Source organism: Streptomyces rectiverticillatus (genome assembly GCF_013394065.1).
GTDB classification, from domain to species: domain Bacteria; phylum Actinomycetota; class Actinomycetes; order Streptomycetales; family Streptomycetaceae; genus Streptomyces; species Streptomyces rectiverticillatus.
Genome location: NZ_CP040752.1, coordinates 6,568,553 through 6,580,547 on the forward strand (window position 1 = coordinate 6,568,553; position 11,995 = coordinate 6,580,547).

Sequence of the window (11,995 nt, forward strand, 5' to 3'; positions counted from 1 at the left end):
GTTATCCGGACAGTCCCTTCACGGAGCGTGATCGTTTCGCAGCAGCCCCGTACGTACGGGGGCGAAACGCCGCAACTGCGGACCCGGTTGATTCTCCTGCGACGGGCAGGACTAGCGTCAGTGATCACGGGCGAAGTCTGCCGCAGAGATCGCAGCACGCCCATAGCGGACGCAAGACCAGTTGGATGCACGAAGAGCGGACGCACGACCAGTGGACGCGCGAATAGCGGACGCACGGAAAGCGGACGCGCGAAGAGTGGAACGCAGAAGAACGCAGAAGGGGGAGCACCGAGATGACCGGCCGTACCCACCTGATCGAGAGCCTGATGGAGCGCTTCCCGCACATCCCGCGGGAAGCCGTGATCAAAGAGGACCTGCTGCGCGGAGGCATGGCCTTCGACGACTCCGCCCTCAGCGACACCACCAACGAGGCTGCCGGCCGGGTCAAGCCCAAGTCGTACTTCATCTTCTCCTTCGACCACCGCACCCTCCCCGAGCTCGGTGCCGCGGCCCTGCGCCGCCCGCCCGAGGAGATCGTGCTGACCGGCGGCCCCTACGAGCTGCGCCGCACGGTCGTCTCCGTGCGCGTCAACCCCGCCTCGCCCTACCGTGTACAGGCCGGGCCGGACGGCACGCTCGGCCTCTACCTCGACGGGCGGCGGATCTCGGACGTGGGCCTGCCGCCCATGCCCGACTACTACCGCGAGACCCTCCCCAACGGGAAGTCCGTGATGGAGGTCGCCCCGACCATCCAGTGGGGCTACCTCGTCTACCTGACCGTCTTCCGCGTGTGCCAGTACTTCGGCGCCAAGGAGGAGTGCCAGTACTGCGACATCAACCACAACTGGCGCCAGCACAAGGCCGCCGGCCGCCCCTACACCGGCGTCAAGCCGGTCGAGGAGGTGCTGGAGGCGCTGGAGATCATCGACCGGTACGACACCGCCCGGGCCTCCCAGGCGTACACCCTGACCGGCGGGGCCATCACCTCCAAGGTCGCCGGGCGGACCGAGGCCGACTTCTACGGCCGCTACGCCCAGGCCATCGAGGAGCGCTTCCCGGGCCGCTGGATCGGCAAGGTCGTCGCGCAGGCCCTGCCCAAGGCGGACGTACAGCGCTTCCACGACTACGGCATCCGCATCTACCACCCCAACTTCGAGGTGTGGGACGAGCGGCTGTTCCAGCTCTACTGCCCGGGCAAGGAGCGCTACGTGGGCCGCGCCGAGTGGCACCGGCGGATCCTCGACTCCGCCGACGTCTTCGGCGCCCGCAACGTCATCCCCAACTTCGTGGCGGGCGTGGAGATGGCGACCCCGGACGGATTCGCCACCGTCGACGAGGCGATCGCGTCGACCGCGGAGGGGCTGCGGTTCTTCATGTCCCACGGCATCGTCCCGCGGTTCACCACCTGGTGCCCCGAACCGACCACGCCCCTGGGCAAGCTGAACCCGGAGGGCGCACCGCTGGAGTACCACGTACGGCTGCTGGAGGTGTACCGGGCGACGCTGGAGGAGTACGGCCTGGCCTCCCCGCCCGGATACGGGCCGCCCGGACCGGGGAGGGCCGTCTTCTCGGTGAGCTCCTTCATGGACAGCCTCCCGGCGACGGACGACTCGCCGGCCACGGGCGAAAACCCTTTGTCCGCCGTCCGCCGCGACGGTTAGGGTCGGATCATGGTTCCGGGCACACTCTTCCGCTGACGCTCTCCGGGAGCCGCCCCACGGCGTGCTCCCGCATCGGTGATCTGTATCTGCACACCACTCCACCGCGAGACGAGCCTTCAGCATGCCTTCTCAGCCTTTTCAGCCCTCTCAGTCTTCTCAGCTTTCCGGCCGTCAGCCGTCCGCCGGCCGCGCCCCGTTCACCCGCTGGCTGCGCGACCACGCCACCACCCTGACCACCCTCGACCCCGACGCCCCGCTCGACGACCTGGAGCCGCTGCGGGACCTCATCGGTGACGCCCGCGTCGTCGGCGTCGGCGAGAACTCGCACTTCATCCACGAATTCGCGCTCGTGCGCCGGCGCCTCCTGCGCTTCCTCGTCGAACGCTGCGGCTTCACCGTCCTCGCCTTCGAGTACGGATTCAGCGAAGCCTTCGCCCTCGACACCTGGGTCCGGGGCGCCGGCCGGGACGACGACCTCGAACGGATCAGCGGAGCGGCGCTCCCCATAGGCGTGCAGGAACCCCTGCGTTCGCTGCGCCTGCACAACCGCACGGCGGCCCGGCCCGTACGGTTCGCCGGCGTCGACATCCCGGCCGCGGGCGGCTCGCTGCTCCCCGCGCTGCACCCGGTCGCCGACCACCTCCGCGAGGCCGACCCCGAGGCGCTGCCGCTGGCCGAGACCGCCATCGGGATCGCCGGGCGGTTCGCCGGCGAGTCGGCGGCCGCCGCCGCACCCGCGTGGGCGCGCCTGGACGCCACCGAGCAGGACGCACTCACGGCCGCCCTCGCCCGGCTCCTCATCCGCTTCCGGGCCACCGAGCCCCTGCAGGTCGCCCGCACCGGGCGGTACGCCTATGAGGTCGCCCTCCGGCGCCTGGAGGCCGCGTCCCAGGCGGACTACACCGTCCGGGCCATGGCCGCCCTCTTCGCCGGCACCGGGCTCACGACCGACGCCTCGTCCCGGGAGACCTACATGGCCGGATCGGTCCTGTGGCACCTGGACCGCGCCGAGCCGGACGCCCGCGTCGTGCTGATGGCCCACAACGCCCACCTCCAGAAGGAGCCCGCCGTCTTCGACGGGTACCCGACGGCCCTGCCCATGGGCCAGTTCCTCCACCGCGCCCTCGGCGACGACTACTTCGCCCTGGGGGTGTCGTGCGTCGGCGGCCGTACGGCGGAGATGCGGCTGGAGGAGAGCGCCCGGTTCGGCTTCACCGTCGACGACACGGTGCTGGAGGCTCCCGAGCAGGGAAGCATCGAAGCCGCCTTCGCCGAAGCCGTTCCGGCCCGCGCCATCGGCCTCGCCGGGCTGCGCTCCGCACCCCGGGGCGACGGCATGCCCGACCGGACCCGGATCCAGAGCGCGTACGTGCACACGCCGGTGGCCGACGCCTTCGACGGGATGCTCTGTGTCCCGTCCTCCCGGGTGGCCGACGGCATCGACATCTGACCGCGGTGTCGGCGTCCGGCCCGCCGGCCGGCGGTAGCCTCTCGCCCTGTGACACCTGATCTTGATCACGAGCTGATCGCGGTGGCGGCGGAGCTCGCCGCCACCCGCGCCAAGGGCGATGAGCACACCATGGCGGCGGCCGTCCGCAACCGGGACGGCCGCATCGCCACGGGCCTCAACGTCTACCACTTCACCGGTGGGCCGTGCGCCGAGCTAGTGGCCGTGGGGGCGGCCGCCGCCGCGGGCGCCTACGACCTCGTCACCGTCGTGGCCGTCGGCAGCGACAACCGAGGTGTCATGCCGCCGTGCGGCCGCTGCCGCCAAGTCCTCTTCGACTACTTCCCGGGGATCGAGGTCATCATCAGTACGGGAACGGGGACGGGGACGGGGACGGGAACGGGGACGGGAACGGGAACGGGAACGGGAACAGGCGACGGCGCCAACGCCAACGCCTTGCGCGCGGTGCCGGTGCGGGACCTGCTGCCGCACGCCTACGGTTTCGCCGACCGCAACCCGTAACGGCTCGTAACGGCGGCGCCGGTCAGTGGTTCAGACGCGTCGGGGTGTGCGTGGTCTCCTCGATGTCCACCCCCGCCTTGTCGAGCAGTTGCTCGGACAGGTCGCGCAGCGCGCGCGCCGCCGCGACCTCCTCGCCGACGCGCTGCTGGGAGGGGTCGGCGGGGTTGCGGTTGCTCCTCCCGACCGCTGTGAAGTCCGTGCCGTCGTGCATGTGCAGCCGCACCGCCGCCTGCGTCAGCGCGCCGGCCTCGCGGAACTCCATGTCGATGGGGCTTTCGACGATCTTCTCCGTGGTCATCACACACCTCCCGGGTCCGTCACTGCCGCCCTGTTGCGCTCCAGCAGGTCGATCACTTCCTCGTCCGGGGTCTGGGAGAAGTCCTGGTACCACTCGCCGACCGCGAAGAAGACGGCCGGAGTGCTGAGGCAGACCAGCTCGTCCACCTCCGCGCGGAGCGCCTCCGCCGCGTCCGGCGCCGCCACCGGCTCGGCGAGCACCACGCGGGCGGCGTCCTGGGCCCGGACCACCCGGCAGGCGGCCGCCGCCGTGGCGCCGGTGGCGATGCCGTCGTCGACCACGATCGCCGTGCGGCCCTGCAAGGGGATGCGCGGGCGGCCGCCGCGGAACCGTTCGGCCTGGCGGACCAGGTTCGCCTCCTCGCGCTGCTGTATCTCGGCCAGGTCGTCCTCCTCCACGCGGGTCATCCGGACGATGTCGCTGTGGACGACCCGTACGCCGCCCTCGCCGATGGCGCCGAAGCCCAGCTCCTCGTGGAAGGGCACCCCGAGCTTGCGCACGAGCACCACGTCCATCGGGGCTCCGAGCGCCTGCGCGACCTCGTAGGCCACGGGCACGCCGCCGCGCGGCAGGCCCAGGACGACGGGGTTCTCGGCGCGCAGGTGGCCCAGCTGCTCGGCCAGGCGGCGGCCGGCGTCCACGCGATCGCGGAATCTCATGATCCACCTCTTCTCCCGGGGCTCCGGAGGACGAGGGAAGCCATACATCCAATATGGTCAGATTCCCGCCGATAGTCCACGCCGGGGCGGGCGGCTCAGCCGGCCTCCAGCGCCGCCCGCACGCGCGCCGCCACCTCCGCCGCCTCCTCGTCCGACGCGTAGCGCCCCCGGGGCCAGAAGAAGCCGCGCAGGCCGTCCTTGCGGTTGCGCGGCACGACGTGCACGTGGAAGTGGGGCACCGACTGGCTCACCCGGTTGTTCGCGGCCACGAACGACCCGGCGGCACCCGTCCCGCGCTCCACGGCCCCCGCGATCCGCTGCACCCGGGCGAAGAACGGCCCCACCTCGTCCGCGGAGAGGTCCGTGAGCGTCTCGGCGTGGCGCCGGGGCACCACCAGCACGTGGCCGGGGAAGAGCGGCCTCGCGTCCAGGAAGGCGACCGCCGTCCCGTCCTCGAAGACCCGGTGGGCGGCCGTGCCGCCCCCGGCGATCGCACAGAAGATGCAGGCAGACTCGTCCATGTCCCCAGTCAACCCCGGCCACCGGCCCCGGCCGGCCGGCGCACCGCCGATCCGGCGTTCCTCGCGGGCCGCCCGTGACGCGTCCGGGTGCCCGGGGCAGGAATCACCCCATGCCCCTCCACGTCGGCACCTCGGGCTGGCAGTACAAGGACTGGCGCGGCGTCCTCTACCCGGACGGCTGCCCGCAGCGGCTATGGCTGGAGGAGTACGCGAGAGGGTTCGCCACCGTCGAGAACAACAACGCCTTCTACCGGCTGCCGCCGCCCGGAACCTTCGGCGACTGGCACGACCGCACCCCCGCGGGCTTCGTCATGGCGGTCAAGGCCAGCCGCTACCTGACCCACATCAAACGCCTCCGCGACCCCCAGGAGCCGGTCGAGCGGCTGATGCGGCACGCCGCCGCGCTGGGCGACCGGCTGGGCCCCGTCCTGCTCCAGCTGCCGCCCACCCTGCGCGCCGACCCCGGCCTCCTGGACACCGCGCTGAGCTGCTTCCCCGACGGCGTCCGCGTGGCCGTCGAGCCCCGCCACGACTCCTGGTGGACCGACGAGGTCCGCGCCGTGCTGCGCGGCCACGGCGCCGCGCTGTGCTGGGCCGACCACGGCTCCCGGCCGGTCACCCCGCTGTGGCGGACGGCCCCCTGGGGATACGTGCGCTTCCACAGCGGGCGGGCCCGGCCCTGGCCGCGCTACGGCCGGGCGGCGCTCGCGAGCTGGGCCGGGCGCATCGCCGGCACCTGGCCCGACCGGGCCCACGTCTACGCCTACTTCAACAACGACCCCGGGGGAGCGGCCGTCCACGACGCGGTCGCCTTCGCCCGAACCGCCGCCCGGCTGGGGCGCACGGTGAGCCGCACTCCGGATGCGCACGCCTGAGCCCGCACCGATGCGCCGTGCACCCCGCTTCCGGCGGCCGCGGAACCGGGAACGCCGGACGGGGCTGCCCCGTCCCAGCCGGTGTGGCCCGAAACGCGCACGGCTCGGGGTGCCGTGCGTACGGGGAGGGGGGCGCACGGCGTGGACGGCGAGCAGCAGCGACATCCCTTACTGGCCGGGCGGTACCGGCTCATCGACCAACTGGGCAGCGGCGGCATGGGCGTGGTCTGGCGCGCCGTCGACGAGCTCCTCGACCGGGAGGTCGCCGCCAAAGAGGTCCGGGCCCCGGAGCACCTGCGCGAGCACGACGTCCGCGTCCTTTACGCACGCCTGAAGCAGGAGGCCCGCGCCGCAGCCCGCGTCAGCCACCCCAACGTGATCACCGTCCACGACGTGGTCGAGCAGGAGGGCCGCCCCTGGATCGTCATGGAGTTCGTCCGGGGCCGGTCGCTCGCCGAGATCCTGCAGCACGAAGGCGTGCTCACCCCCAAAGAGGCCGCCAAGGTCGGCTCGATGGTCCTGCAGGCCCTGCGCAGCGCGCACTCCTCCGGCGTCCTGCACCGCGACGTCAAACCGGCCAACGTCCTGCTGGAGCCCAGCGGCCGGGTCGTGCTGACCGACTTCGGCATCGCCCTCGTGGAGGGCTCCGGCACCCTCACCCGCACCGGCGACCTCGTCGGCTCGCCCGACTACCTGGCGCCCGAGCGTGCCCTGGGCCGGCGGCCCGGCACCCCGTCGGACCTGTGGTCGCTGGGTGCCACGCTGTACGCGGCCGTGGAGGGCGTCTCGCCCTTCCGCCGTACGTCGCCGCTCAGCACCCTGCACGCCGTCGTCCAGGACGAACTGCCCACCCCACGGCGCGCCGGGCCCCTCACCCCGCTCCTCGAAGGGCTCCTCCGCAAGGACCCGCAGACCCGCATGGGATCGACCGAGGCACAGCGCCTGCTGGACGCCGTCGCCTCAGGCCGGATGCTCACGCAGCCCGACCTGGGGAGCGCGGAGCCCGCCGGATACGTGCCCACTGCGCGCGCCACGCCCACCCCGCCGTCGCCTCCTCCGCCCGCCGACCCCAGGACCACGTACGGATCGGGCTACGGACCGGGCTACGGGTACGGCTCCGGCGCCCGCTCGTACGGGGGGCCGGAGCCGTCGGGCGCAAGCGCGGGGACACCGTCCGGCGCGCCCGGTGGTGCAGCCAGGGGCCCGGCCTACGGATATCCGGCGCCCGCCCCGGGGCCGGCACCAGCCCCTTTCCCGACGCCGACGCCGACGCCGACACCGGCCTCGACTCCGGCGCCCGCCCCGGCACCCCGTCCGGCCCCGGCCCCCGGCCCCGCCCCCGGGGCCCCGCGCCGCGGCTGGTCCGTCTACCTGGGCCCGCTGCTGGCGCTGCTCCTCATCGCGGGCGGCACCGTGGCCGGGGTCCTTGCCGCCGGCGGGCCCGGAGACCCGGACAACGGGCATCAGCCGGGCGGCGGGACCACGGGGACCGCGAGCCCCGCGGACAACTCCCCCACGGCCGACGGCTCGGGCGGGACCGGTGAGTCCGGAGATCCCGGGACTCCCTCGCCCCACCCGAGCCCGTCGGGCCACGCGACGGACTATCCGACGACCTATCCCACCACCACCGAACCCACGAAGAACCCGCCCGGTACGTGCAACGGGGGCTGGGTCACGAAGTGCGCGACGCGCTGACGAGAAAAACCGCCGAGAAGAACAGAACCGCCGAGAAGAACAGAACCGCCGAGAAGAACAGAACGAACGAAACGACAAGGAACGACCGGCTATCGGGGGGTACTCACATGCGGCTGGTGTCCAATCCGTTCCGGGAGAGGCGGCGGGAATCCGCCCGGCCCCGTACCCGGCGTGCGCCGTCACGGCGCCGCCGGATCCAGGCCGTCGCCCTCTTCACCGTGCCCGTGCTGATAGGCGGCGCCAGTCTCGCCGGGTGCAGTTCATCGGGGAAGAAGAAAGCGGTCAAACTGGTCCTGGAAGCGGTGGGGGAGGCCGGTGCCTTCCCGTTCACCGAACACCCGGACACCGACCTGCGGAACGTCGTCTCCGCATCCCCCGGCGGGGGCGAGTGGCAGGGCGACGCGCGGGGCGCGTTCGGCGGGGTCCAGGGCACCACGCGCTGCGACAAGGCCTCGCTCATCAAGCAGATCACCGCGGACCCCGACAAGGCCCGCGCCTGGGCCGCGGTGAAGAAGATCGACGAGGGCGGCATCGGTGAGTACATCAACAAACTCACCGAGACCTACCTGGAGTTCGACACGCTCGTCAAGAACCACGACTTCCGGGACGGTCAGGCGGCCGAGTACCTGTCGGTGCTGCAGAAGGGCGTGCTCGTCCTCGTGGACGACTACACCGCGCCCGCCGTCAAGTGCAACTGCGGCAATCCGCTGGCGGAGCCGGACCGCGGGGTGGACGTGAAGGCCGCGTCGTACTCGGGCACCCGCTGGAAGACGTTCTCCAGCACGGAGGTCACCGTCATCAAGGCCCGCACCAGGGAACAGGGCCCGGTGAAGCAGGTTCCGCTGGTCGACCCCTTCCAGGGCGACAAGGCCTTCGACCGCAGCGTCGGCAGCGACGGGAGCAAGGACAGCAAGCCCTTCCGGTGGGATCCGCCGAAGACGCGCCCCACTTCGGGCACGGGCGGGACCTCGGGGCCGTCCGGCGGGCAGGGCAAGTCCTCGCCCCCGCCGGCCGGTTCGCCCGGCGCGGGCTCGTCCGCCTCCGGTTCGTCCGGCGCCGGGTCCGAGGATCCGTCGGGCGGTTCATCGGCCAAGGGAGTTCCGGGCAGCGAGTCGCCCACGGGGGCAAGTGCCGGGACGGGCAGGGGCGATCCGTCGCAGTCACGCAAGCCGGGCAGTGCGGTGCCCGGCGCCGGGCGGCCCACGCCCTCGCGGACGAAGCCTGCGGTCCCCACGCCCACGGCGTCGAGGCCGGTCGCCCCGCCCACGAAGCCCAAGCCGGTGACGCCGACCGCCACCAGGCCGGTCGTACCGGCCTCGCCCAAACCCGTGACACCGACGGGGGCCAAGCCGGTGACGCCCACGGCTGCCCGCCCGGTGACACCGACGGCCGTGAAGCCGGTGACGCCCACGGGGGTTCGCCCCGTGACGCCCACGGCCGCGCGTCCCGCGACGCCGACTGCGGTCAAGCCAGTGACCCCGACCGCGGTGAAGCCGGTGACCCCGACCGCCGCCAAGCCGGTGACCCCGACCGCGGCCAGGCCCGTAGCACCCACGGCGGCCAGGCCCGTGGCGCCGACCGCCGCCAGGCCCGTGGCGCCGACCGCCGCCAAGCCCGACGCGCCCACGCATCAGCCGCCGGCCACCAGGCCGAAACCCCCACCGGCCACCCACGCACCGGCCCCCAACCCTCCTGACCCCTCCTAATCCACGCCAAGCAGGGACAAACGGCCGCCACGGTACGTTGTCCCTGCAAGCAAGAGGCCGTCCAGATTTTGGGGTGGAGCATGGGGATGATGAAGGGTGCCAACGTCCGGATTCCGGCGTCGGCGGTGCGGGTCGAGCTGGGGTGGCACGCGGCCCCCGGGGCGCCGGACGTCGACGCCTCCGCCCTGCTGCTCGTGGGCGGCAGGGTCCGCTCGGACGCGGACCTCGTCTTCTACAACCAGGCGGTGCACCCCTCGGGCGCGGTCCGTCACGAGGGCAAGCAGCCGGCGGGCGCCGGTGTGACGACCGACAGCCTCACGGTGAACCTCGCCGCGGTCGAGCCCGCCGTCGAGACCGTGGTGCTCGCCGCCTCGGCCGACGGCGGCTCCTTCGGGCAGGTGCCCGGCTTGTACGTCCGGGTCGTGGACGCCTCCGCCGGTACGGAGCTCGCGCGGTTCGACAGCACCGACGCCACGGTCGAGACGGCCTTCGTCCTGGGCGAGCTCTACCGGCGCCAGGGCGAGTGGAAGTTCCGGGCGGTCGGCCAGGGCTACAGCAGCGGCCTGGAGGGCCTGGCGACCGACTTCGGCATCACCGTCGACGAGCCCCGGGCGGCCGCCACACCGGCCCCGGCGCCTGCCCCCGCTCCGCAGCCCGTCGCGGCCGCCATACCGGCACCGCCCGCCCAGGCGCCCCCCACGGCGCCCGCGCAGCCGGTCGCCCCGCCGCCCCCGCCCGTGGCGCCGCCCGCGCCCCAGCCGGTGCGCCTGACGAAGGTCACGCTCACCAAGGAATCGCCGACGGTCTCGCTGACCAAGCAGGGCGGCACGTCCGGTTCTCTGCGCGTCAACCTCAACTGGGGCGTGCAGAAGCAGTTCAAGGGGTGGGCCCACAAGTTCGGCAAGGCAATGGCCATGCACGCGGACCTGGACCTGGACCTCGGGTGCCTCTTCGAGCTGCGCGACGGCTCCAAGGGTGTGGTGCAGGCGCTGGGCAACTCCTTCGGGTCGCTGCACCGCCCGCCGTTCATCCACCTCGACGGCGACGACCGCACGGGCGCGGTCGAGGCCGGTGAGAACCTCACCGTCAACCTCGACCACATCGCCGACTTCCGGCGCATCCTCATCTTCGTGACGATCTACGAGGGCGCCCGGAGCTTCGCCGGGCTCCACGCCACGGTCACGCTGCAGCCGCAGCACGGCGCCCCCGTCGACTTCTCGCTCGACGAGTGCACCGTGCTCTCCAACACCTGCGCGCTGGCCCTCATCACTAACAACGGCGGCGACCTCGTCGTCCAGCGCGAGGCCCGCTACCTGGTGCCGGACCGCGGCGTCAGCCCGCAGCGCACGCTCGACCGCGCATACGGCTGGGGCATGAACTGGACGCCGGGCCGCAAGTGACCGGTGGGGCGCTCAGGGCGTGGCCTCGGGGCGGGCGTACGTCCGCCCCTTCCAGGCCGCGCCCCGGCCCCGGTAGTGCTGGACCGCGGAGTCCACGGTCATCAGCAGGTAGAGCAGGGCGGTGAACGGCAGCAGGGGCGCCAGCAGGAGGGGCTGCCGGTAGTAGCGGAGCATCGGCACGTACGTGCCGGTCATCACCGCCCAGGCCGCGGCTCCTGCCACCAGCAGGAGGGTCTCACCGGTCAGGGCGCCCGCCACGACGGCCACCGGCGGCGCCAGGTAGACCACGGCCAGCCCGGCGACCGTCCCGGCCAGCAGCAGGAGGTTGTGACGCAGCTGTGCGTACGCGCTGCGGGAGACCATCCGCCACAGCTGCCCGAGGCGCGGGTACGGGCGCACGCTGTCCACGCGGTCCGCGAGGCCCAGCCAGATCCGGCCGCCCGTGCGCCGTACGGCCCGCGAGAGCGTCACGTCGTCGATCACGGCCTGGCGGATGCTGCCGGGGACACCGGCCCGCTCGGCCGCCTCGCGGCGCAGGAGGACGCAGCCGCCGGCGGCCGCGGTCGTCCGCGCGCCCGGCCGGTTGATCCACCGGAACGGATACAGCTGTGCGAAGAAGTAGACGAAGGCCGGCACGATCAGCCGCTCCCAGACGGTCGCGACGCGCAGCCTGGCCATCTGCGAGACGAGGTCCAGGCCGCCCGACCGGGCCGCCGAGACGAGCTCGCGCAAGCTGTCCGGTGCGTGGGCGATGTCGGCGTCGGTGAGCAGCAGGTACTCGGCGTCGGTGCGGGCGCGGGCGAGAGCCATGCCGTGCCGCACCGCCCACAGCTTCCCCGTCCAGCCCGGCTCGGGCTCCCCCGGGGAGTCCACGGTCAGCGGCAGTCCGCCGTGCTCCGCCGCCAGGGCCCGGGCCAGCTCGCCGGTGCCGTCGGAGCTGCCGTCGTCCACCAGGAAGATCTCGGCCCGGCCGGGGTAGTCCTGGGCGAGGAGGGAGGGGAGGCTGGAGGGGAGGACTTCGGCCTCGTCCCGGGCGGGCACCACGATCGCGACCGACGGCCATTCCGCGGGCGGTGTGCGCCCCGGCAGCCTGACGTCCGTCCGCCAGAAGAAGCCCTGGCCCAGCAGCAGCCACACCCACGCGGCCAGGGAACCCACAGTGATCCAAGTCAGCGCGCTCATCCGCCGAAGTCTGCCGCACGCGAGGCTTT

10 protein-coding genes and 1 pseudogene are annotated in these 11,995 nt (G+C 73.1%); 7 read left to right on the plus strand and 4 right to left on the minus strand.

Translation table 11 applies throughout. From position 1 onward, the window contains the following. The first annotated feature begins 293 nt into the window (after positions 1-293). The 3 genes from FGW37_RS28520 to FGW37_RS28530 all read left to right on the plus strand — a co-directional run bounded on the left by FGW37_RS28520 (position 294) and on the right by FGW37_RS28530 (position 3,630). Positions 294-1,661 (plus strand): radical SAM protein, encoded by a 1,368-nt coding sequence (locus FGW37_RS28520; protein ID WP_179083691.1) that lies wholly within the window; start codon positions 294-296, stop codon positions 1,659-1,661. 121 nt (positions 1,662-1,782) lie between these two features. Further along, on the plus strand, positions 1,783-3,111 hold the full coding sequence (locus tag FGW37_RS28525; RefSeq protein ID WP_179083692.1) for an erythromycin esterase family protein: 1,329 nt from the start codon (positions 1,783-1,785) through the stop codon (positions 3,109-3,111). A 48-nt stretch (positions 3,112-3,159) separates the two neighbouring features. Then, positions 3,160-3,630, plus strand: coding sequence for a cytidine/deoxycytidylate deaminase family protein (locus tag FGW37_RS28530; RefSeq protein WP_179083693.1), 471 nt, complete (start codon positions 3,160-3,162; stop codon positions 3,628-3,630). A 22-nt stretch (positions 3,631-3,652) separates the two neighbouring features. Here FGW37_RS28530 and FGW37_RS28535 read toward each other — a convergent pair whose 3' ends face one another. From FGW37_RS28535 to FGW37_RS28545, 3 genes and pseudogenes are all read right to left on the minus strand, one after another. Then, positions 3,653-3,928 carry a DUF1876 domain-containing protein gene (locus FGW37_RS28535; RefSeq protein ID WP_179083694.1) on the minus strand — a complete coding sequence of 92 codons (276 nt, stop codon included), beginning with the start codon at positions 3,926-3,928 and terminating at the stop codon, positions 3,653-3,655. A 20-nt stretch (positions 3,929-3,948) separates the two neighbouring features. Beyond that, positions 3,949-4,587, minus strand: a pseudogene (locus tag FGW37_RS28540) (phosphoribosyltransferase); the annotation flags it as partial. 95 nt (positions 4,588-4,682) lie between these two features. Further along, positions 4,683-5,108, minus strand: coding sequence for an HIT family protein (locus FGW37_RS28545; RefSeq protein WP_179083696.1), 426 nt, complete (start codon positions 5,106-5,108; stop codon positions 4,683-4,685). A 110-nt stretch (positions 5,109-5,218) separates the two neighbouring features. Here FGW37_RS28545 and FGW37_RS28550 point away from each other — a divergent pair, with 110 nt between their 5' ends. From FGW37_RS28550 to FGW37_RS28565, 4 genes are all read left to right on the plus strand, one after another. Continuing rightward, positions 5,219-5,983 (plus strand): DUF72 domain-containing protein, encoded by a 765-nt coding sequence (locus tag FGW37_RS28550; RefSeq protein WP_179083697.1) that lies wholly within the window; start codon positions 5,219-5,221, stop codon positions 5,981-5,983. 114 nt (positions 5,984-6,097) lie between these two features. Continuing rightward, the gene (locus tag FGW37_RS28555; protein ID WP_281394907.1) at positions 6,098-7,678 is read left to right on the plus strand and encodes a serine/threonine-protein kinase; all 1,581 of its coding nucleotides are present in this window, start codon (positions 6,098-6,100) and stop codon (positions 7,676-7,678) included. 116 nt (positions 7,679-7,794) lie between these two features. Next, positions 7,795-9,384 (plus strand): DUF6777 domain-containing protein, encoded by a 1,590-nt coding sequence (locus FGW37_RS28560; protein ID WP_179083698.1) that lies wholly within the window; start codon positions 7,795-7,797, stop codon positions 9,382-9,384. A gap of 80 nt (positions 9,385-9,464) precedes the next feature. Further along, positions 9,465-10,784 carry a TerD family protein gene (locus FGW37_RS28565; RefSeq protein WP_179083699.1) on the plus strand — a complete coding sequence of 440 codons (1,320 nt, stop codon included), beginning with the start codon at positions 9,465-9,467 and terminating at the stop codon, positions 10,782-10,784. A gap of 12 nt (positions 10,785-10,796) precedes the next feature. On the opposite strand, the gene FGW37_RS28570 is transcribed toward FGW37_RS28565, so the two are convergent. Beyond that, entirely contained in the window at positions 10,797-11,966 is a 1,170-nt protein-coding gene (locus FGW37_RS28570; protein WP_179083700.1) for a glycosyltransferase, read from the minus strand. Positions 11,967-11,995: the final 29 nt, after the last annotated feature.